This window comes from Loktanella salsilacus (assembly GCF_024206795.1).
Taxonomy (GTDB): domain Bacteria; phylum Pseudomonadota; class Alphaproteobacteria; order Rhodobacterales; family Rhodobacteraceae; genus Loktanella; species Loktanella salsilacus.
Map to the genome: position 1 here is coordinate 332,581 of NZ_CP072995.1, position 20,964 is coordinate 353,544.

Sequence of the window (20,964 nt, forward strand, 5' to 3'; positions counted from 1 at the left end):
ATCCGCCGCAGGTGGGCCGATGGTGACAACTGCGGTTCAGTAGTTCCACATCGTCCCATCTTCGAGCCGCACAATGGGGTGGCTGCCGGGGGCGTAGCTGTAGCGCGCGGCCTCTGTTTCGTCGAAATCGACGCCAAGTCCGGGGGCGTCACTGACGTAGACCATACCGTTTTCCATTTTGTGGTCCGATGGAAACATGGCATCGCAGGCGGGCGTCCCAAGAACCAGATATTCCTGAATGCCAAAGTTTGGGGCCCAGGCGTTCAAATGCGCCTGCGCCGCCATGCATAAAGGCGAGTGACTGGGGGCGCCGTGAAATCCGGTGCGCACGTTGTGCAGTCCGGCAAGATCAACGATGCGTTTGACCGGTGTGATGCCGCCTCCGTAGGTCACCGCGATGCGGATATAGTCGATCAGCTCTTGTTCGATCAGGCGGTTGCAATCGTAAACAGAGTTGAACACCTCGCCTATGGCGATGGGCACGGTGGAATGCTGGCGCAGCAGTTTCAACGCGTTTTGATCCTCGGCGGGCGTGGGGTCTTCTAGCCAGAACAAGTTTGCTGGCTCTACTGCTTTGGCAAATTGCGCGGCTTCGCGCGGGGTCAGGCGGTGGTGCACGTCGTGCAGGATGTGCAGGTCAGGGCCGAACCTGTCCCGGATTTCCATCAGTGCGCCGGGCATGTAGCGCATGTAACGGGCGCTGTCCCACACTTCAACTTTCGGCCGTATGCCGCTGAAATCACTGATGTAATGCTTGCCTTGCCCCTTCGTTTCAGGAACGGCATAGCTGGCTGTGGGCATGCCGGGGATGCCGCATTGCACCCGCACAGCCTTGTATCCGAGCGAGACATAATGGGCGATAGAGTCCATCAGATCTTCTAGATCAGCGCCCGTCGCATGGGCATAGACCATCGCACCCTCGCGGCTTTTGCCGCCAAAAAGCTGATAGAGCGGCATATTGGCAAGCTTGCCCTTGATGTCCCATAGCGCCATGTCGATGGCCCCAAAGGCCGCCATTGCGATGGGGCCGCGGCGGAAATAAGCGCCGCGATAAAAGAACTGCCAGATATCCTCGCTGTTGCGGGGGTCCATGCCGATCAGGTTCGGGATCAGATAGTCCTGCAAATATGCGGCGGGCAGCGTTTCGCGGTTGTTCAACGTCGCGTCGCCAAGGCCATAGACACCCTGATCGGTCATGATTTTCAGGGTGACGTAATTCTTGCCGGGGCCGCCGACGAAGACTTTTGCATCAGTAATTTTCATGGCTTACACCTTTTTTGCTGCGCTTCAGGCGAGGCCCGACACATCGGTCCAATTGTCGTTCTTGCGGATCAGATCGATGATTTGCTGATACTGGCTGCCTTCCGCGAAGGTGGGGTAGGGCTCTGTTGCCTCGCCGCGAATATCGCGCACGAAAAGACGTGCCAGCGTGTGCCAGCATTGCTCTGTCTCGCCAGCGACGTCCGGAACTGCGGCAGCAATATCAGCGGGCAGGGGCAGGTCGCGCCAGGTTTTATCGTCGCCGTAATGGGACAACTGGCCACTGCCATAGTGGCCCTTGATATAGATCGCGCCTTTGGCGCCATAGAATACGATGTGGTCATCATGAAAGCGCGGCACCAAACCGCCGTGCTTGAACAGGACCGACACGGGCTTTTCTGCCAGCGGGCTTTCGAGTTGCGCCATCACGGTATAGGACCATTCCACATCGCTGATGCCCCATTTCAGCACAGGATCGTTCAGGTCCTTTGGGATAAAATCGCGCCGGGTGGCGAAGTTATGCACGCCTTCGACGATGGGCGCGCGGCCCAGATCATCACGCACTTCGCCGATGATGTTCAGGATCTTTTCGCCCACCACAGAGGCCACAATCGACAGCGTATGGGTGAAGTTGTTGTTCAACCGCCCGCCGCCGTCTTTCTTGCGATGTGACCAGCCAAAGGGGATTTCGCGCTCTAGGTTGAAGTGAGAGATACACTCAACTTCCGTCGGCTCGCCAATGGCGCCGGCGGCGACAAGCCGTTTGGCGTGCAGCACGCTGGGCGCATAGCGAAAGCTAGCCGCATAGGCGGTTTTGATGCCTTTGGCCTGTGCAAGCGCGTTCAGTTCGATGGCCGTGGCGCTGTCGTCCGTCATCGGCTTGTCGCAAAAAACATGGCAGCCAAAGGCGATGGCTTGTTTGATTGGCGTGTAATGCGCGCCGCCGGGGGTTGCGATGGATACGATGTCAGGCTTGCAGGCATCCAGCGCCTCTTGCCAATCGCAACCAGCAAAGGGGATGCCCATTTTGGCCGCGACATCCTGCACGACGTGCGGCGTGCGTCCGACGATGCCAACGACATCGGTGCCTGCAGCCCTAAAGGCATCGGCGTGTCCTTGGCCAGCAAAGCCAGTTCCTGCAATGAGAACCTTCAAGTGTCTTACCTTTTTAGCGATATCGTTGGCGCAGCGCGGCCATGACAGCCGCACTGCTTTTGCGATTAGTTATACTGGCGGGTGTAGGCGGCGTTCATCACGCTGATCACGTCGTCATAGCCCATTTTATTCAGGGTGCTGATGTAGTCATCCCAGTCCGCATCGATATCGCCGGACCCAAGCACCCAAGCTTGCTGGCGTTCCAGCATATAGGTCCCAATGGACGGCCAGTAGCGATCATAGACTTCCTGCTCTTCCTTGCTGAAAGCGACGCCAAGGAATTGATCGACCAAAAGGTCCTCGGAATCGTAAAGCTCTATCCCTTTGCGGGCGGCCTCTGCCGTCCATTGCCATTCATAGCGGTAGTCCTGCCAGTACCCCTTCTTGATCTGGGCTCCGACTTCCCACAGCTGGCTGTTGACGGCGCGGTCGCTGTTCAGGACCTCTGGCTTAAAGACGGGCTCGCCGTCGATCATGTCCCAGGTTTCGCCTTCGACACCAAAGTTCGACAGCAGGCGGCCCGTTTCTGTGAACCAAAAGTCGAAGTACTTGATCGTCTCAATGGGGTGCTGGTTCGTGTGGCTGATGGCCCAGCCGTCAGGCTTAATTGGAATACGGCTGTGCTCCTCGATCCGTTTGCCACTGACAGAGGCGGGCGGCAAAAAGGGGATGAAGTCGAAGCCTTCAATTTTATCGATCAAGGCTGCATTGTAGCCAGAGGTCGACGCGAACCAGTCGTGGGTCATCCCGCCAAGGTTTTCTGACAAAAGGTAGTCCCGCGCAGATACGCCGCGCGTGAATACTTCGTTGTCGATGAGTCCCTCAGCATACCAGTCGGCGACATGCGATAGGCCAATGCGATAGGTGTCCTGCGCGTAAGGATGCGCGATTTCGCCCGCATCGGTGACAAGAAAATCATGCGGCGTGTCTGACCCGGAAGAGCGGCCATCCCACAGGGTGACAAGGCGAATGACCTCCTCCCAATCGCGCACAAAGAACGGGATTTCGTCCTTAAGGCCGTTGCCATTGGGGTCCTGATCGCGAAACGCGACCAGCACGTCGTGCAGCGCGTCCACGTTGTCTGGTTGGTCCAGCCCCAGCTGATCCAGCCAGTCCTGCCGTACGAAATAGGCGCGACCATATTTGCCGTCAGGCAGATATGGGATGTAATACATATTGCCGTCATAGGCCGAAATCGCCTGACGCAGCTCTGGCCGGGCGTCAAAGAAGGCTTTGATATTGGGGGCATATTCGTCGATCAGATCGTTCAGCGGCACGAATGCCCCTTGCGGTCCAAATTCGTTCACCGGCTGCTTGATCAACTGGCTGCCGACGATATCGGGCATGTCGCCTTCGGCCAGCAACAGGTTCATCGCCTCGGCAGTGTCCGTCGTATTCTTGCCAGACGTGGCATCGATCAGGTTAATGCCCGTCAGCTCGCGCGCTTTTAGCTCGACCGGATAATCCTCGCGGTAGCCTTGCGCGCGGTCCCAGTGCATGTGGATGGTCAGGTCGAGCGGTTCATCCACGATCCGAAAGCTGTCCTGAGCCCAAGCGGGGCCCATCGCTGTCAGCGCCGAGGTCGCCAGCGCCGCAGTTGCCATTGTTCTAAATTGCATTGTTTCTCCTCCCAAAGAATAATTGCAAAATTTGGTTTTAGGCCTGCGACACCGCCCGAATTGCGGTCATTCAATCGCGGCGTTTAAATTGGGTCCTCAAGGGCAATGAAGCCGCGCATCTTGTCATCTCTGACCAGTGCGCTGATTTGGCGATCCAGGTCGCCGATATGCGCCCGCAAGGCGTCCTCGGCGCGGGCACCATCCTGCGCGCGAATGGCATCTACGATGGCCTGATGGTCGGCTAACTGCGCGGGACCTGCGATGATCCGCTGCATACGGCGGATGTGGCGGACCCGGTTGACGTCAAATTGGGTGCGCCGGGCGGTCGACCATGCGTCTTCAAAGCCGGCCATGATGAATAATTGGCGGTGAAAGGCGTCATCAAGGGCATAAAATGCGGCGTCGTCTTCTTGCGCAATCGCTTTGGCCGTCTGGGATAAAATGCCATCAAGAACCGCTATGGATTGGTGTGGATCGGGCGTCAAAGCCGCGCCGCGCACAGCGCCAAGTTCAAGCTGTAGTCGAATAAAGCACGCAGTTCTGTAGCGGCTCACCGAGATTTTGGTCACATAGGTGCCGCTTTGTGGCACGATCCGCACCAGTTTTATCTCGTCCAGCCGGATCATCGCTTCACGCACTGGCGTTTTGCTAGCGCACAGCGCAGCCGCAATTTCCTTTTCCGACAGCCGTTGTCCGGGGCGCAGCCTGACCGAGACGATCAGATCGCGCAGAATATCAAAGATCTGAAACGTGATGTTTTGGTTGGCGTCTAAGACAGTACCAGCCAACAGCTGGAGGATCGTCAACTCTGCCGTTGGCTGATCGTCGGTGTTGGTCATATCTATCAACAAAACATCGCCCCCAGTTGCAAGCAAGCCAAGTGGCCAGCGCTACTGGGATACTTGTATACTAGAATTGATATGTCAATTACGGATTTTAAAAGATCAGGGTTAGGTTGGGTTTGGTCGGTACCTAAAGAGCGTGATAAGAAAATCATGATAAATAATATTACATAACTCTGATTATGCGCTCAATGGGCTGTAGCCAGGGCACATTCTAAACTGGGTTGCGACAAATCCCCTATCTTGCTGGAAAGCAAGGAGAACGGAAGATGGCCCACACAGAGTTAGGTTTGCGTGAGAGACGCACAATTGAAGATATGTTGAATGCGAAGATGTCGGTAGACAAAATCGCTGCTGAGATCGGCAGGCATCGTTCAACCGTGTTCCGAGAGATCAAACGGAACAGGTTCGTCGATCATGAGTTGCCGAAGCTGAATGGCTACTACGGAATGAATGCGCAGCGGTCAGCAATGACTCGGCGTGCGCGGCGTCGCAAGCTGGTGCGGTTTGTGGACTTGCGAAAGCACGTGATCACGCAGCTGGTGGCCGGATGGTCACCGGAACAGATCGCCGGTCGTTTGCAATATGATGGCCAACCATTGCGTGTGAGCCACGAGACGATCTATGCCTATGTTTACGGCCCGGATGGCCAGGCGGAAGAGTTGGCTCGTCACCTTCCGCATCGGCGCAAGAAACGGCAGCCACGCCGCCGACGCACACCGCGTGGCCTTGTTTTCCCGCCCGATCGGTCAATCCACGAACGGCCAGACTACGTTAAAACGCGTGAGACATTTGGCGATTGGGAAGGCGATCTGATGATCTTTGAGCGCGCGCAGGGCAAGACTAATGTCGCTTCGTTGGTCGAACGCAAGACGCGCTTTGCCGTGTTGTTCCGCAACAACGACCGCAGCACAACGCACCTGATGAACAAGCTGATGAGCGTGATCGAACCCCTGCCCCAATTGGCGCGCAAATCGATCACGTTTGACCGTGGGATCGAGTTTAGGAACTGGCGTAAACTCAAGCCAGGGATCGGAACGGAGGCATGGTTCTGTGATCCGCAGGCGCCGTGGCAGAAGGGATCTGTCGAGAATCTGAACAAGCGCGCACGGCGATATCTGCCAAGGGACGCGCCCGTGGCCGCACTCTCAAATCGAGATATGAAGTCGATTTGCGACCGCTTGAATGGCACGCCCAGAAAGTGCCTTGGATGGAGAACGCCAACTGAAGCATTCAGGGAAGAACTGATGAAACTGAGATAGCGGGACCTGTCGCAACGTACCTTGAGATTCCACCGCAAAGCTAAAGTGTCACCCATGTGCAATTCAGGAATGTCACTCTCCCTGCAGAGGAAAGCAAACAGAGAGAACGGACATGGGATGGGTGATGATGAGCGAGCGCGACTTCCACCGGATCGAGGTGTTGGCGCAGGTCGATGATGGACGGCTAAGTGTCCAGAACGGCCCGAACCTGTTGGGCGTGACCAGGCGGCAGATGTTTCGGTTGCTCAAGACGTACCGTACCGAGGGCGGCGCCGGGATCCGGTATAGGGCGCGCGGCAAGGCACCTAACAACCAGATTCATGACGTCAAGCGCGACTATGCCGTAGCCTTGGTCAAAGAAAAGTATGAGGATTTCGGACCGACACTGGCGGCCGAGATGCTGCGGAACACCACGGGTTCAAGGTCTCGCGTGAGACATTGCGCAAATGGATGCAGGACGCAGGTCTGTGGCTGTCCCGCAAACAGCGCCGCACGTTTCATCAGCCCAGATCACGCCGTGAATGTTTTGGTGAGTTGAACATCGAGATTCTGTGCGCCAACAGCAGCCAGGTCAAGGACCGTGTAGAACGCGCCAATCGCTCCCTGCAGGATCGGCTGGTCAAGGAGCTGCGTCTCGCAGGTGTATCCTCAATCGAAGACGGAAACGTATTTCTTCCGGGCTTCCTCGAGCGCTACAACGCCAAATTCGCAAAGGCCCCAGCCAGATCAGACAATCTGCACCGGGCTTTGAACATTGCACCTAACCAGTTGAACGAAGTCTACTGCCTGCGCGACAAACGCCATGTGACCAAAGATCTGATGCTTAAATACGACCGCAAACGGATCAAGCTGGCGGTGAACGATCTGACACGCGACCTTGCCGGGACATATGTCGATGTCTACGAACTGGCCGACGGACGCATTCAGGTCCGCGCCAAAGGTGTCGCCCTGCCCTACACGATCATGAACCCCAAGCGCCGGATCGCCCATACCGCAATCACCGAGAACAAGCACCTCAGCGCCGTGCTGGCCCATATCAAGGCGGAGCACGACAAGGCTGCACCAAAGCCGAAGGTCAAACCGGTCAGTGCCAAAAACGGCTACGCCAAGAATGGTCGCTCACCAGGCCGACCGTCCAAACTGGAGTTGCATTACGCGGCAAAACGCGCAACGGCGGCACAGACCGGGTCCGAAAGCCGACGTTGGATAATTTGGCCAGAGGGCGGCTATGCGGACAAAGCGCCATGTCGCTGCGGTTGCGCCAATGCCCGGTTTTGACATTGGCACCCTAACGCCCGCACTGTCGTATTGATCCCGCGCCTTGGGAATGCCAAAGGGCGGCATCGCATTGGACGCCGGCCCTGTGTCTACTGCGCGGTATAGCCTCCGTCGACTAGGTGGTAGCTTCCAGTGATGAAACTGGCCTGATCCGAAAGCAGGAAACAGGTCAGCGCCGAGACCTCGGCAGCCTCACCAAGACGCCCGACCGGATGAAGCGCGGCGATGCCATCGAGCGCCGCCTCATCAAGGTTCTTTTCCAAAAGCGGCGTTGCGATGAACCCCGGACCGATCGAGTTTACCCGGACTCCAGCCTTAGCGTATTCGATCGCTGCAACTTTTGTCAGCCCGACGACGCCATGTTTTGCAGCGACGTAGGCCCCGGCCGTCGCGAAACCGACCGAGCCCAATATGGACGCCATATTGACGATCGCCCCGCCGCCCGCCTTGACCATTTCAGGAAGACCGAAGCGCATGCCATAAAACACGCCGCTTAGGTTCACATCGATAACTTTTTGCCATCCATCCAAGGGATATTCGCCAACCGGGTTCGGCGGGCCGCCAATGCCTGCATTGTTGACAAGCAGATGGAGCGCGCCCGTCTGCGCCACGGCGAACGCCACAAGGGCCTCTACTTCAGCGGCGACGCTTGTATCGGTCTTTTGCACGAAAGCTATGCCGCCGGATGCCTTGATCTCATCAGCCACGGCGGACATTCCGGCCTCGTCCATATCGGCCAAGACAACCTTGGCCCCGAAGCGCGCCAGATCGCGCGCAATTGCGGCACCAATGCCTGACGCCGCACCTGTCACGATGGCCGTCTTATCGTTGAAATCGAAATTCATGACGATTGCTCCTCAAAATGGACTACCGCGAGAGGTCGCACAGTTTGCACTGCAGCGCCTTGATCTATGTCAGAGCCTTTAAGGTTCGTAATTCAAGAAGATGAAAACGGGACTGAGACTCCTTTTCAAAATCGCGAAACACGACATGCGTTGCAACGTGGACGAACGGCAGCTACGGGCCGCCGGCTACGCCCAGCCTGAACGACCGTTTTAAATAACGCGAACCATCACATGACGTGCAGCCGGCAAACCCGCCCGGCCACCAAGGTAATACAGGTCACGTCGCACGGCCCACGCCCATCAGGCCAGGTCTCTTGACTTGCGTGTCGTCGCAATCTCAGATGCGGCAAAATTCCCTTCCGACACAGGACAGCCGCCATGCGCACCGAATTTGATACAGAGCTCGAAGATCGCCTGGTCCGCTATGCCGTGATCGACAGCCAAAGCGACGCGCACAGCCCGACCGTTCCCAGCACGCAGATCCAGCTGAATATGTCGCGCCTGCTGATGGAAGAACTGACAGCGATGGGCGCGCAGGATGTGACCCTCAGCCAGGACAGCGTTGTGCTGGCCACGATCCCCGCGACAGATGGGGTCAGTGCCCCGGTCATGGGCTGGCTCGCCCATGTCGATACCGCCCCTCAGTTCAACGCAAGCGGCGTGAAACCAGTGGTGCATCGTGGCTATAACGGCGGCGACATCAGCTTTGCCGACGCGCCCGATCTGCGGCTATCGCCAGAGGAATACCCATTTCTGGCTGAAAAGGTCGGCGAGGATATCATTACCGCCAGCGGCACCACCCTGCTGGGCGCTGACGACAAAGCCGGCGTCGCCGTGGTCATGACCGCCGCACGGCACCTTTTGGAAAACCCTGACATTGCACATGGCAAGATCCGCCTGGCGTTTGTCCCAGACGAGGAAATTGGACGCGGCGTGACGCCAAACCTGCCTGCTGATCTGGCAGCAGACTTCGCCTACACTTTTGACGGATCGATGCCGGGCGTTGTGGAATACGAAAGCTTTTCTGCAGACGCGGGCGTGGTCAAGATCACAGGCGTATCAATCCATCCCGGCTGGGCCAAAGACGAGCTTGTGAACGCCCTGCATCTGGGGGCCAAGGTGCTGATGACACTGCCCCATGTGACCATGACCCCGGAAACGACGGAAGACCGCGAAGGGTTTATCCACGCGGTGTCGATGACCGGCAGCGCCGCCGAGGTCGAGATGCATTTCATTCTGCGCGACTTTGAAATGGAAGGGCTGGAAGCCAAAGGCGCGCTTTTGCGGCAGGTCTGCGACACCGTTGCAGCGACAGAGCCCCGCGCTCGCATCACCTGCGACATCACCCACCAATATCGCAACATGCGCTATTGGCTCGAAAAGGACATGACCCCCGTCGATCTGGCCACTGCTGCCGTGCGCAAGGCCGGAATGGAACCTGTGTCCGGCGCAATCCGGGGCGGAACGGATGGGTCGCGCCTGACCGAATTCGGCACCCCGTGCCCCAACATCTTCTGCGGCATGCAAAACGTGCATGGCCCGCTGGAATGGGTCTCAGTGCAGGATATGGCCAAGGCAACACACGTGGCGCTGAACCTTGCAACAGGCGCCGTGGAACTGGGCGCGTCAGCATGATCACCAATTTCATCCGGATGTGAAACAAGCTCCATTTCATATATCGCGAGGCTTAATTTAAAGCATCGTGATGGACATTAGGGGCAGAGAGTGAACCTTCGCTGCAGGTGGATCAAAGTTCCGTTCAGCGAACCCTCCCAAAAACGGTCCTTTTTGGAGTGGCCCGCAGGTCTTGTGTGAGTAACTTTGCGGATTTTCGTCCAGTTGACCAAAAATCGAAGTCCACGGCTTTAAGTTGACGATCCTATCACAAACATTGTGACGACAATCTACCAAAAGATTCTATCATGATTACTCGCGCAGCACTTGGTGGCATTTGGATATACCAGACTTATATCTCACCTCGAAAAGGGCTCCGCTGTGCGCATTCCGTTTTACATAACGGAACGGGTTGCTCAGGATACGCCAAACATGTGATTCGAAATCAAGGTTTTTTTCACGCAATACCCTCAATTAGGCAGCGGTTTAAAGAGTGTAAGATCGCGTACCACACCCTACACAGTGATCAAAGCCAGCCAGACCGATCAGACAAAAGTAAGAAATCAAACAGTTGTAGTAAGCAAATGCGTGATGGTTGTTGTGATGCCGCTATCTACGAAGGTTGCAACTGTGGCTCGTCTTGCTTTGGCCGTGCTACAGTCAAAGCCTCAAAGAACTGCGACTTGGATTGCGACGTTTGTAGCTGCGGTTGAATGTCCGTCTTTAGGAAAAAAAGCACCACAACATGCGTTCCAAAAACCCTCCTTTTTGGCACAGCTGAAAAACGGTCTAATTCCGACTGCCAAAAACCCTGTTCAAAACTCAAGCAGTTGTTGAAGGTTTTTGACCGTCATCTGATAGCTGACATTAGCTGCGTTGCAGAAATTTGGTAGAGAGGGCTCTTTCAGGACCTTCGCCGCGTCTCGCCCGAACGTCCGCTGAGCGATCCTGCAAGGCTTATCATCCCTGCGATATTTGAGGTCTCCGGGCGGCTAAGCCTTGCTGCCGCCGGCGCTCCTAGTGACATTCCTGCCTTGCGCAGCGGGTGACATTTCTAAATGGTCGCAACATGGACGTAGGCATGTCGATGGCTGAGCTGTGCCGTCAGCATCGCATGAGCACGGCGTCTTTCTATAAGTGGCGCGCAAAGTATAACGGCATGCAGGCCGCAGAGCCTAAATCCGATTGATAGGTCCTGGCCCTAGTTGCCACAGCCCCGCATTTTGCCCTTCCGTGACGAATAGCACGATGTGATAAATCAGGCGACTAAGCGCGGTGGGCCAAAGGATGCTGCATTCGCTGTCCAGTTGATTGCACCAGACTGGATCCGGCCCTGCGGCAAAGTATCTCTCGAATATAATCGCCTCGATGTCGCGGGCGCGGTCCGCAGCGCCAGTGGCCGCGTCGTATTTTCCGGCCTCGGTCAGCGGCCATAGCAAGTGGCTCGCTTCGGTCACACATCCGGCAGCATCCAAGGCGTCGAACGGCGCCCCTTTCAAAACTCCGTCGCCGCGCAGCCCGGTCGCCTCTACGAAATGTATCATACGGTCTGCCATTGCGCGGGCCATGTCATCGCCGCCGAAAGTAACGTAGCGGTGCAAAAGCCACGCCCATTCGTACTGGTGACCTGGTTCTCGACGCCCGCCCTCCGTAGTCGCAAGCGGGGCGAGATCCGGCCCGACAAATTCCATTATCGCGCCGGTCTGGGGGTCAACGAAGTAGCGCGCGGCGAGCTGCACCAAATGCGTCGCACGGTCCATCCAAACGGGATCGGCTGTCATTTCAAAAGCCTGAAGCACAGCTTCCAGCATGTGCATATGCGGGTTTTGCGCGCGCAGGTCACCTGCCCGCGCGCCCTGCGCCGCCATTGCGCTATCTTCCCAAAGCGCCCCCGTTTCAGGATCGGTCAAAGTGCCCTGAACAAAATTCCACAGGTCATTGGTCCGGGATTCCGGAACGGTTTGCGGCGAAATTTTTCGCAATGTCGTCAGGGCCAGCAGCGCAAATGACTGGTCATAGGTCCGCCGCAGCGTGTTGTCACAATTTGCCCAATAGCCGCCGGATGGATCGCGCAACGCATCGTCCATAAACACGTATATGGTGCAGGCACCTGATCGAAATTGTTCATCGCCCGTCGCCAAATAAAGCTGCGCCAGAGCAAATATTGTGCGGGCCTGTGTTAAGGTCGATGGCGACGCGGCATCGGCCTGGCCCTTAATATCCAGCGCTTCTACCACCGCGCCGCAAGGCGTCATGACATGATCAAGCCATCGGGGCATAAAGTCATTCACGAACCACGGCGCGTTTCGGGTCATACGTTACCTAAGTGATAGTGTTTCAATACACGGCAAAGCGCTGAATTGCGGCCGTAGATCGGTGATTGGCCTTAGCGAAAGGTTGTCGGCATCAAGGTCTTTGGCAGCCACAACGCAATTTCGGGGAAAATAATGATCAGGAGTAGGATCAAAAGCATCGGGATAAGGATAATCACCACATCACGCATAACCTGCACGACATTCATCCCGCCAATTGACGCCGATATAAGCAAACACAATCCATAGGGCGGTGTGACAAGTCCAAAAGCCAAAGAGACGATGCCGATGATTGCGAACACAACCGGGTGGATATCGGCAGCCGCCGCGACAGGTAAAAGGACTGTGCCTAGAATAATAATCGTCGGGATTGCGTCGATGAACAAACCGAAGAACAAGAATAGCCCCGCGATGACCAGCGCCGTGCCATAGTAGCCAAACTCGAGACTCGTCATAAAGGTGACGATCAGGCGCGGCACATTAAAGAACGCCAGCATCCAGCCAAAGGCAGAAGCGGTGCCAATTGCGAAAAGCGAGATCGATGCGAACCGGCCCGTGTCATAGAAGATGCCGCCAAGATCGCGTAGGCTCACGGTGCGGTAGACAAACATACCAAGGATTAAGGCATAACCTGCTGCAATAATTGCGCTTTCCGTCGGTGTCACGATGCCACCTACAATACCGCCGATCACAAGCACGGGCGTCAGCATCGCCAGCGCCGCGCCTTTGAACGCATGCCAGAATTCTGCCCAGTTCGGCCGCCCTGCTGTCGGGTAATCATAGACCTTGGCATAACCATAGACGGTCGCCATCAGCGCAAGCCCGATCAGTAGCCCCGGAATTGCACCGGCCAAAAACAACGCACCAACAGACACTTGCATGACGCCGCCCCAGACCACCATCAAAATGCTGGGCGGGATAATAACGCCCATCACGGACGAACACGCTGTGATCGCGATAGCGAACCGCGTGTCGTATCCTTCGCGGACCATTGCCGGGATTAGGATTTTGCCGCAACCGGCAGCGTCGGCGGTCGATGACCCTGAAATACCGGCGAATAGCATAGAGACCGCCACGTTTACGTGGCCTAGTCCCCCGGGCATCCAGCCTGTCAAAACGCGCGCCAGCTCGATCAGTTTGTCGGTGATCTTGCCAGAGTTCATGAGGTTCGCGGCCAACAGAAAGAATGGCACCGCAAGCAGAATGAACGAGTTGTAGGATTGAAACATCCGGTCGATCACGATGAACGGCGTCAGCCGGATGTCCAGAACGACGACAGGAATTGTTGCGATCCCCAAAGCAAAGGCCACCGGTACCCGAAGCAGCACGAGCAAGAGGAAGCCGCCGACCAAAATGGCGCAGGCCAGTCCTGTAGAAATAATCATGAGGCGACCTTTTGCGATTTGCGATATAGAGTAACTGCCTCGTACAAACGGAAAGAGGCGAATACCGCCCAGACCGCACCGGCAATCGGCACAGAGATGAATGTAATCAGTTTATTCGCCTGCATCATAACAGAATTCTGCAAATAGCCGAACTTCGCGTATTCGATACCATACCATGCGAACACGACGGCAAAGCCGCCGATAAGCACCAGAACAAGTCCATTCTGTAGTAAGATCGACAGTGGCTTTGTCGCAGTGGGAATAACCTGAACGTCGAAATGGGTGCCTTCCCAAACGGCAACCATAGAACCGATCATCACGACCCAAACGAAGATAAACGTCGCAAGCTCTTCGGTCCACAAAAACACAGGAATTATCCCTGTATACCGGGCGATAACCTGCATCGCGACGGGAATTGCCAAGGCCGCAGTCAATACGCCCAACAGGATGCGCAGGCATTGGCAAAATGCTTCTAATATGCGTCCCACAATAAGTCCCCGCTCGTTGCTTCTTTAGGTCAGTAAAAAAGGGCTGCGTTACCCGAAATACCTTCGGGTAACGCAGCCTTCATGTTTTTTCGGGATCACATGTCGCGAATGGCTGTCAGCAATTCGACTGCGCCAAGGCTTTCGGCATAGCTGTCCTGCACAGGCACAACCATATCGAGCAGCTGCTCACGACCTTCGAATTCCAGAACGGTCAACTGTTCGGCGTCTGCCATTTCCTGCAGTTTTTGCGCATCTTCGCGGGATTCCAGCTCTCGGCCGAATGTCCCGGCTTCTTCACCGGCAGCAAGAACCGCAGCCTGCAGATCTTCGGGCAGCTTGCGGAAGGTTTTACCGCTCATGACGATTGGACGCACCGTGATGGCATGGCGAGTCAGCGTCAGATAAGGCGCGACCTCATAGAACTTCAGGTTCTGAATGCTGGCCGCTTCATTTTCAAATCCAGCGATCACGCCGGTCTGAATGGCATTATACACCTCGTTATAGGCAATCGCCGACGGGGCCGCTGTCAAGGCAGAGAAAATCTGAGCCTGAATAGGCGCGCCCATCACCCGCATCTTGAAGCCGTTAAGCTCTTCTAGGTTCGCGATCGGTGCGTTCGAAATGATGTTACGCACACCGCCACCGGTATAACCGACGACCATGATGTCGGCTTTTTCCAGCAACTCTGCCTCGAGCGGGGCCAGTACATCGCTAGACAGCACGGCCTCCCAGTGGGCCTGATCGCGGAACAGGAACGGCATATCCATCAGCGGAATAGACGGCGCGAAGGTTGCCATATTGGAAGGTGCCATGATGGTATAATCGACGGCAACGCCTTGTTGCAGGAACGTGACGTAGTCGGCTTCAACACCGAGTTCGCCATTCAACCGCAAATCGAACGTAACATCACCGTCATATTTTTCGTCTACAAGTTCGGCAAACCGCACCATTGTTTTCGTGAACGCATGGTCCTCGTCAAACATGCTTGCGCCGCGTAACGTCATATCCTGCGCACTGGCCGCCGAAGCCGCCGCTGTCAAAAGGCCAGCAACGCCAGCACCCTTAAAAAAGGTTTTCGCAGTGTTAAAAGTTTTCATGTGTTCCTCCTCGAACAATTTCAGTGCGCATAGCTCCCGCGCGCATGATGAAAGCACGCACCGAGACGGCGCTTAAGTTGTAGTAATAGTCGAATCTCCCGAAGCTGACGCTAGCAGATTGTATCCTAGTATACTAGACGGTGAAATTGGCGACCGGTGGCCGCGAATCTGGGCCGCAAAACCCGGCGCAAACCGACTGGTTCCGAGCAATCAACGGAGTGGATTGAAGCTGGTCCCGGGAACCTGCCAGAGACGATCTACGCGAGCGGCGGCCCCCACAGGTGCCAAGAAAAAATGGTGGAGCAGATGCGATCAGGCCCCTACCCTGCACCCAATAAGAGTCGCGGTTTGGGTGCCGCAAACACAAGGTTTCGTACCGCCTAACAATCGAGAATGAGGAGATAGCCTTGGCAAAGTTCATTCAGCAGGATCGGGCAGGTGTCGCCCTCATTGGTGCTGGCATGATTGCGAAAACGCACGTCGCGGCGTTGTCAGATGCGCAGGATGTGGTCGCGCTTTGCAGCATCGTGTCGCGCCATCCCGATAAGGCGCGCTACCTCTCGGACTTCTATCATGGGCCTATACCCGACTTCTCGTCTGATTTGATGGCGGTTGCGGCCAACCCCGATATTCCAATTGCCATCGTGGCCACGCCGCCAAGCGTGCGCAAAGAGGTCATCACCACATTGGCGCAAGCCGGCACGCATATCCTGCTAGAGAAGCCGTTAGGAAGAAACCCTCAGGAAGCGCGCGAAGTCGTCGAAATTTGCGAGCGCGCAGGCGTAAAGCTGGGCATCCTGTTCCAACATCGCGTGCGGCCCCCTGCGATTGCAGCGGCCCGCCATGTCGCCAGCGGTGCGCTTGGGCGGTTGGGATTGGTGGAAATCGCTGTGCCGCTATGGCGCGACCAATCATACTACGACGAACTTGGCCGCGGCACCTATGCGCGGGACGGCGGGGGTGTCATGATTACAAATGCCATTCATTCGATCAACCTTGCCCTTAGCTTGACCGGCCCCGTCAGCCGGGTTCAGGCCATGACGGCCACGACGCCTCTGCACCGGATGGAAGCAGAGGATTTCGCAATTGCCGGATTGCAATTTAAATGCGGCGCGTCCGGGTCCTTTGTCGCAAGCACGGCGATGTTCCCGCACCGTACAGAAGTCATCCGGCTACACTTTGAACATGCGAGCCTAAAGCTGGACAAAAATGCCCTTAAAATCAGCTGGCGCGACGGGCGCGTCGCGGTTGAGGCAAAGGATAAAGCCCCGCAAAAAGTAAACCCTTTGCTGGGGGGCAAGCACGAATGGCATCAGGCCATGATCGAAGATTTCGTCGATGCGGTCCGGCATGAGCGCAAGCCTTTGGTCACCGGCAGAGAGGCGCTTGCCTCTCATGATTTGATTGCAGCGATAGAAACATCTTCGCGCAGCGGTCATCCAGTTAGCATCCCAGAATGCCAAGGCGAAATTCGATGATGGCGTCTTGGGCGTGAGCCGCGCCGACATTATCGGGCGAATGGCGGGTACGGGGATCGGGATCATGCCTTCGGACGCGTTCACTGTCACGGACGAGCCGACAGAATCCATGCGTGTTTGCCTTGGCGGCCAAATCACACGCAGCCAGTTGCGCGACGCCATGGGCCTGCTGGCCTACATGATGTCGAACCCGATCTGACAATTCTTCAGCCTAGCCGGGCTACTTTCACCGACGGCACTCAAAGGTGACCACGCCGGCACATGCAAGTACCGGCGTTGGTCGCCCTGTTGTTACGCTGCCGCCGCCGTCCGCGCCACCTGTTGTCAGGAAGGGTAACATGCGCAGAGTGCGGCGGCAGACAGCCTAAGTGAATGATGACCTTAGCCTCATGGCGTGGCCCTTCGTCGTAGACCAAAGGCAGTGCACATGATCAGGCCAGTGCCGACTTTTGCGTCTGTTTCATATAGACCCACCCAAGCACCGCACCGAATACAATGTGCAGCATCAGGGTCATGACAGGGGCCGCGATACCCATATTCAGGCCAAAAAAACCGGCCCCAGCCATTGGCATAACGGCGATCATCATCAGCAACCAAGCGGCGACGCCGAATGCAATTCCCTTCGCAATCTGACCTTGACCGGGAATGGCATCATTCAACACGGCAAATCCGCCGCCCCAAACAACTGTCCCCAGCACAAAATGGGCAACCCATCCGACAAAAACCGAAGCGCCCAGCATCCCGGCAATCATGTGGATGACGTCCAGCTCAGGCATGATGCCGACAGCTGTCTTCATGATCATCATGACAGAGAGCACGAACGTGGCTGCAAATCCTGCAATCATTCCGCTTTTGATATGGTCCATAATTTCATCTTTCCTTTTAGGTGGGCGCGGGGGCGACCGAAAACCAATGTCGCCGCAGGACGCGCCTCGTTTTGATTGACTTAAGATATGGTGCGTTCCGCAATATGTTGAAATTGAATAACTGAATGCGCCATATTCACTTTATGAATTTACGCACACTCGACCTTAACCTGCTCGTCGTCTTTGATGCCCTGATGCGCGAACGGCACGTCACCCGAGCCGCCGCTGCAATCGGCCTATCGCAACCGGCCTTTTCGAATGCGTTAACGCGGCTTCGGGCGCGCTTGGGGGATGAGCTGTTCATTCGCACCCCGGACGGGATGAAGCCGACAGCCTGGGCGATAGAGCTAAGTGGCCCGATCAGTGCGGCATTGCACGATATCCAGACGGCACTGAATGGTGCGCATTTCGATCCCCGCACCTCTGCCCACCGTATTACGGTTGCCACACCCGACTACGCCGCGATGACGCTTTTCCCGAAACTGATTGTCGCCTTACAAGATCAGGCCCCCGGTATCGTGTTGCAAACGATCACGCCCAGCCAGCACTGGGGCGAATACCTGGATACGCAACGTGCTGACATGGCACTGCTAAACTGGCCAAATCCGCCAGAGCGTTTTTCATCGCAGATGCTTTTCCAAGAGGATTGGGTTTGCGTGATGCGGCAGGACCATCCTTTGGCCACGGGCACCTTATCACTCGATCAGTTCAGTGCGGTGAATCACCTGCTTGTTAGTCCGCAGGGGGACAGACGCAACTGGGTCGATGATGCCTTGGCGCGCCATGCGCGCACCCGGCATATTGCCTATACCATGCCAGCATACGGGATGGCTCCCATGATTTTGGGGACCACAGATTTTGTGCTGACCTGTCCTGCCAGCGTGGCAAAGGTCTGCTATGAATATGGCGGATTGAGTGTGATCGATTGCCCCCTAAAGCCGCCCGATAAGATGCAAAGCATCCATATGGTTTGGCACACCAAGCTAGGCAATCACCCGGTGCATCGCTGGTTTCGGGCGTTATTGCAGGATGTAAGCGCCGTTGAATTGATCAGAGATCATTGATCGCGCGGGGCCAGAGGGCAGTGAGCCTCTGCCGCGGATCACGGCCGCCGCGTCCTGCGTGCCGGGCGGAGGGGGAACCAAAGCCCCCCCCTCTAGACATATCTTCGAGGTCAAACGGCTTCGGGCGCGGGCTTTACGGGTGCTTCCAGCCACCAAAGCCGCAGACCGGGGATCAGCATGGGAACGCGGGCGGCGTAATCCTCATACTCCGGGAAGGTATGGCGCAAGACCGACTCCTCATGCTGCGCGCGGCGGACCTGCAGGACCAGCCAGATAGCGCCCAGACCTAAAGCGCCCACCGTACCGTGCCCTACGATGACCCCCACGATCATCAGCACTTCGGCAGCATAAAGCGGGTGCCTGACGATGCTGTAGGCCCCTTGGGTCTTGAGCGCGCGCGAGGTGGCCATGATCGAGAATGACCGCCCAAGCTGTCGCAGGCATAATATCGACATGACTGTGCCAACGGATATTATAAGCGTAGAAATGATACGCATTTCGGCGGAAATCGCCTGCGGCGGAAACACGATCAGCAGCGACATGATGAACGTGCCCACAACGGCTACGACGCGCGGCATGATCCCAGCGGTGCTGTCGCGGGGCGGCAGGCGGGTAATTGTGTAATATAAGATAAGGCCCAAAAAGGTCGCGCCGGCAATCACCGAGAAGAAGGCTAGCCCCCAAAGCGGGATTAGGTCTCGGTTCGCAACCAGAGAGATGAGCGCCGTAATCTGTTTGTAGCCAAAATAGCCAAAGATGATCAGCATGGCCAGCTTGCCCAATTTATCTTCGGTCGTGCGGGTTTTCGCGGCGGTCGGCATGGGGGTTTCCAATCGTGTTGGTGGGGCTTTTAGCGCCCATGAAGAGACAAGGCTGCGGAAAGGGTGAATGAGCTGCATGGGGTAGGACCGCGGGATGTCCTCGTTCACGCCATAAGATTTCGGCGCGCGCCGGACCGGCATAAACATCGTTCGAGCAATCACATCGATGATCGACAGCTGTGCGGCAAAGTTGCGATCATAGGCATCGCGTTCATTCGCATGATGCCAGTGGTGATATTCCGGCGAAGCGACCAGCCATTTCAGCGGACCGAACTTGATGCGGACGTTCGAATGCAACAACAGGGCATGGGCCTGATAGATCGCTTGGTGAATCACCAGCGCCTCCAGTGTGAATCCCATGCACCAGACCGGCAAGAGAGACAGCGTGCTGGAAAAGATCTGGTCGACCGGGTGCACCCGGTGCGTGGCCAGCCAGTCCATCTCCTCAATGCTGTGGTGGACAGCGTGGAACTTCCACAGGGCGGGCACGGAATGGCAGATACGGTGGGCGGCATAATAACCGATATCGGCCACCACGATGGCCATCAGCACCTGCGCCCAAAGAGGCATGGCCCCTGTCCATTGGATCGGATTCGGCCCAACAAGCTGAACTACCCCCAGCATGAGGGCCCCCGCCACGACGGTGAACCCTGCGCGAACAACAATGCCATTAACCAGCACGTAGACTACATCGTTCATCCAGTCGCGTCGCAGGGTCCGTTGTTCTGGGTGCAACGGCAACAAACGCTCCAATGGAATGAAGATGCAGGCCAGAATAAAGATGGCAGTATAGTCCATAGCCTGTGTCTCTCCGTTGGTCGTCCTCGGGAGATGACCGCAACAAAACGGCTTAAATAAGGAGTTTCCATGTCGCCTAAGTTGTTTGGCGCATAGAACGAAGAACTTGTTCCATCGCCACAGTTAACTCCAATAAGACAGCTTCGGGCATCATTCGCACGAAGTGGAAATTTGAGCAGTTTTGTCCAAGGGCTGTTGATCCCTAAAACTGAACCTTGGTCCTTATCCCACTAGCCTGCTCCCTAAGAGTCCTCGTTTATGAGTTAGCTCTGATCCACTTTTGATCGTTAAGCATCTTCCCGCGGCGTCAGACCAGCCAGGCTGGAAAGCAGGCGGTGGTGGTTGCAGTCATCGCACCATGCCGCCACTAGTTTGCGGGCATGGCGCAAGTTATCGCAGAGGTGCTCGTTGAGGCGTTCATAACACATACGACTGTTAACGCTTTCAACGAAGCCGGTCTGCTTAGGTTTGCATAGGACGATGTTGTGACACTCAACCTTCCGGTCCTCCTGCCACTTTAGGATCGCATTGCTTGTCAGCTCTGTGCCGTTGTCGCTGACCACCATGCAGGGATAGTCCCTTATCTTGGCGATCTGGTCCACCTTACGGACCACGCGGATGACAGATAGCGACGTGTCGACAGCGGCCGCGAAACACGTCTGCCTGAAGATGAGCACCAAGTCGCAGGCTTTTCAGAGGAGCAGGTCACAAGGCCTAAGAAGCGGCCAGTATCGCACTGCGAAAGCTCAAAAACGCTTTAATAATCTGCTTATTTTAACA

Annotated in this window: 17 protein-coding genes and 3 pseudogenes; 8 read left to right on the forward strand and 12 right to left on the reverse strand. The window is 56.3% G+C overall.

The features are described from left to right. Positions 1 to 36: 36 nt before the first annotated feature. From manD to KBW81_RS17945, 4 genes are all read right to left on the reverse strand, one after another. A complete protein-coding gene (manD, locus tag KBW81_RS17930) occupies positions 37 to 1,263 on the reverse strand; it encodes a D-mannonate dehydratase ManD (RefSeq protein WP_254249136.1) in 1,227 nt (408 codons plus the stop codon). A 24-nt stretch (positions 1,264 to 1,287) separates the two neighbouring features. Further along, on the reverse strand, positions 1,288 to 2,415 hold the full coding sequence (locus tag KBW81_RS17935) for a Gfo/Idh/MocA family protein (RefSeq protein ID WP_254249137.1): 1,128 nt from the start codon (positions 2,413 to 2,415) through the stop codon (positions 1,288 to 1,290). A gap of 65 nt (positions 2,416 to 2,480) precedes the next feature. Further along, entirely contained in the window at positions 2,481 to 4,034 is a 1,554-nt protein-coding gene (locus tag KBW81_RS17940; RefSeq protein WP_254249138.1) for a type 2 periplasmic-binding domain-containing protein, read from the reverse strand. Positions 4,035 to 4,117: 83 nt separating this feature from the next. Further along, positions 4,118 to 4,873, reverse strand: a complete 756-nt coding sequence (locus KBW81_RS17945) for a GntR family transcriptional regulator (RefSeq protein ID WP_254249139.1) — start codon at positions 4,871 to 4,873, stop codon at positions 4,118 to 4,120. 272 nt (positions 4,874 to 5,145) lie between these two features. On the opposite strand from KBW81_RS17945, the gene KBW81_RS17950 reads away from it, so the two are divergent. Together KBW81_RS17950 and KBW81_RS18845 are read left to right on the forward strand one after the other, a co-directional pair. Continuing rightward, positions 5,146 to 6,138 (forward strand): IS30 family transposase, encoded by a 993-nt coding sequence (locus tag KBW81_RS17950; protein WP_254248964.1) that lies wholly within the window; start codon positions 5,146 to 5,148, stop codon positions 6,136 to 6,138. A gap of 112 nt (positions 6,139 to 6,250) precedes the next feature. Further along, positions 6,251 to 7,416 (forward strand): annotated as a pseudogene (locus KBW81_RS18845) (transposase family protein). 89 nt (positions 7,417 to 7,505) lie between these two features. On the opposite strand, the gene KBW81_RS17965 reads toward KBW81_RS18845, so the two are convergent. Next, entirely contained in the window at positions 7,506 to 8,261 is a 756-nt protein-coding gene (locus KBW81_RS17965; RefSeq protein ID WP_254249140.1) for an SDR family NAD(P)-dependent oxidoreductase, read from the reverse strand. 378 nt (positions 8,262 to 8,639) lie between these two features. Here KBW81_RS17965 and pepT point away from each other — a divergent pair, with 378 nt between their 5' ends. The 3 genes and pseudogenes from pepT to KBW81_RS17980 all read left to right on the forward strand — a co-directional run. Then, positions 8,640 to 9,896 carry a peptidase T gene (pepT, locus tag KBW81_RS17970; RefSeq protein WP_254249141.1) on the forward strand — a complete coding sequence of 419 codons (1,257 nt, stop codon included), beginning with the start codon at positions 8,640 to 8,642 and terminating at the stop codon, positions 9,894 to 9,896. 287 nt (positions 9,897 to 10,183) lie between these two features. Then, complete coding sequence (gene yidD, locus KBW81_RS17975) at positions 10,184 to 10,588, forward strand: membrane protein insertion efficiency factor YidD (protein WP_254249142.1); 405 nt, start codon at positions 10,184 to 10,186, stop codon at positions 10,586 to 10,588. 356 nt (positions 10,589 to 10,944) lie between these two features. Beyond that, positions 10,945 to 11,046 (forward strand): annotated as a pseudogene (locus KBW81_RS17980) (transposase); the annotation flags it as partial. A gap of 4 nt (positions 11,047 to 11,050) precedes the next feature. Here KBW81_RS17980 and KBW81_RS17985 read toward each other — a convergent pair. From KBW81_RS17985 to KBW81_RS18000, 4 genes are all read right to left on the reverse strand, one after another. Next, on the reverse strand, positions 11,051 to 12,154 hold the full coding sequence (locus KBW81_RS17985; protein WP_411914392.1) for an AGE family epimerase/isomerase: 1,104 nt from the start codon (positions 12,152 to 12,154) through the stop codon (positions 11,051 to 11,053). Between the two features lie 107 nt (positions 12,155 to 12,261). Further along, positions 12,262 to 13,572, reverse strand: a complete 1,311-nt coding sequence (locus KBW81_RS17990) for a TRAP transporter large permease (protein WP_090191630.1) — start codon at positions 13,570 to 13,572, stop codon at positions 12,262 to 12,264. Beyond that, entirely contained in the window at positions 13,569 to 13,940 is a 372-nt protein-coding gene (locus KBW81_RS17995; RefSeq protein WP_254249143.1) for a TRAP transporter small permease, read from the reverse strand. Before KBW81_RS17995 ends, KBW81_RS17990 begins: the two co-directional genes overlap by 4 nt. A 215-nt stretch (positions 13,941 to 14,155) precedes the next feature. Continuing rightward, positions 14,156 to 15,157: a TRAP transporter substrate-binding protein gene (locus KBW81_RS18000; RefSeq protein WP_254249144.1), complete on the reverse strand. Its 1,002-nt coding sequence runs from the start codon at positions 15,155 to 15,157 to the stop codon at positions 14,156 to 14,158. Between the two features lie 407 nt (positions 15,158 to 15,564). Here KBW81_RS18000 and KBW81_RS18005 point away from each other — a divergent pair, with 407 nt between their 5' ends. Continuing rightward, the gene (locus KBW81_RS18005; protein ID WP_254249145.1) at positions 15,565 to 16,635 is read left to right on the forward strand and encodes a Gfo/Idh/MocA family protein; all 1,071 of its coding nucleotides are present in this window, start codon (positions 15,565 to 15,567) and stop codon (positions 16,633 to 16,635) included. A gap of 13 nt (positions 16,636 to 16,648) precedes the next feature. Continuing rightward, positions 16,649 to 16,834, forward strand: a complete 186-nt coding sequence (locus tag KBW81_RS18010) for a Rap1a family protein (RefSeq protein WP_245754308.1) — start codon at positions 16,649 to 16,651, stop codon at positions 16,832 to 16,834. A gap of 232 nt (positions 16,835 to 17,066) precedes the next feature. Here the strand turns inward: KBW81_RS18010 and KBW81_RS18015 are convergent, their stop codons facing one another. Continuing rightward, a complete protein-coding gene (locus KBW81_RS18015; RefSeq protein WP_254249146.1) occupies positions 17,067 to 17,501 on the reverse strand; it encodes a DUF6789 family protein in 435 nt (144 codons plus the stop codon). Positions 17,502 to 17,626: 125 nt separating this feature from the next. Between KBW81_RS18015 and KBW81_RS18020 the strand changes: the two genes are divergently transcribed. Next, positions 17,627 to 18,565, forward strand: coding sequence for a LysR family transcriptional regulator (locus KBW81_RS18020; protein ID WP_254249147.1), 939 nt, complete (start codon positions 17,627 to 17,629; stop codon positions 18,563 to 18,565). A 110-nt stretch (positions 18,566 to 18,675) separates the two neighbouring features. Here the strand turns inward: KBW81_RS18020 and KBW81_RS18025 are convergent, their stop codons facing one another. Further along, positions 18,676 to 20,184: a sterol desaturase family protein gene (locus KBW81_RS18025; protein WP_254249148.1), complete on the reverse strand. Its 1,509-nt coding sequence runs from the start codon at positions 20,182 to 20,184 to the stop codon at positions 18,676 to 18,678. 287 nt (positions 20,185 to 20,471) lie between these two features. Next, positions 20,472 to 20,852, reverse strand: a pseudogene (locus KBW81_RS18030) (integrase core domain-containing protein); the annotation flags it as partial. Positions 20,853 to 20,964 lie beyond the last annotated feature (112 nt).

Bases quoted from the DNA above. Each gene is read 5' to 3' on its own strand.
- KBW81_RS17945 (WP_254249139.1), bottom strand. From the start codon at position 4,873: ATGACCAACACCGACGATCAGCCAACGGCAGAGTTGACGATCCTCCAG.
- pepT (WP_254249141.1), top strand. From the start codon at position 8,640: ATGCGCACCGAATTTGATACAGAGCTCGAAGATCGCCTGGTCCGCTAT.
- yidD (WP_254249142.1), top strand. From the start codon at position 10,184: ATGATTACTCGCGCAGCACTTGGTGGCATTTGGATATACCAGACTTAT.
- KBW81_RS18025 (WP_254249148.1), bottom strand. From the start codon at position 20,184: ATGGACTATACTGCCATCTTTATTCTGGCCTGCATCTTCATTCCATTG.
- KBW81_RS18015 (WP_254249146.1), bottom strand. From the start codon at position 17,501: ATGGACCATATCAAAAGCGGAATGATTGCAGGATTTGCAGCCACGTTC.
- KBW81_RS17965 (WP_254249140.1), bottom strand. From the start codon at position 8,261: ATGAATTTCGATTTCAACGATAAGACGGCCATCGTGACAGGTGCGGCG.
- KBW81_RS18020 (WP_254249147.1), top strand. From the start codon at position 17,627: ATGCGCCATATTCACTTTATGAATTTACGCACACTCGACCTTAACCTG.
- KBW81_RS17940 (WP_254249138.1), bottom strand. From the start codon at position 4,034: ATGCAATTTAGAACAATGGCAACTGCGGCGCTGGCGACCTCGGCGCTG.
- KBW81_RS17950 (WP_254248964.1), top strand. From the start codon at position 5,146: ATGGCCCACACAGAGTTAGGTTTGCGTGAGAGACGCACAATTGAAGAT.
- KBW81_RS18000 (WP_254249144.1), bottom strand. From the start codon at position 15,157: ATGAAAACTTTTAACACTGCGAAAACCTTTTTTAAGGGTGCTGGCGTT.
- KBW81_RS17985 (WP_411914392.1), bottom strand. From the start codon at position 12,154: ATGCCCCGATGGCTTGATCATGTCATGACGCCTTGCGGCGCGGTGGTA.
- KBW81_RS17990 (WP_090191630.1), bottom strand. From the start codon at position 13,572: ATGATTATTTCTACAGGACTGGCCTGCGCCATTTTGGTCGGCGGCTTC.
- manD (WP_254249136.1), bottom strand. From the start codon at position 1,263: ATGAAAATTACTGATGCAAAAGTCTTCGTCGGCGGCCCCGGCAAGAAT.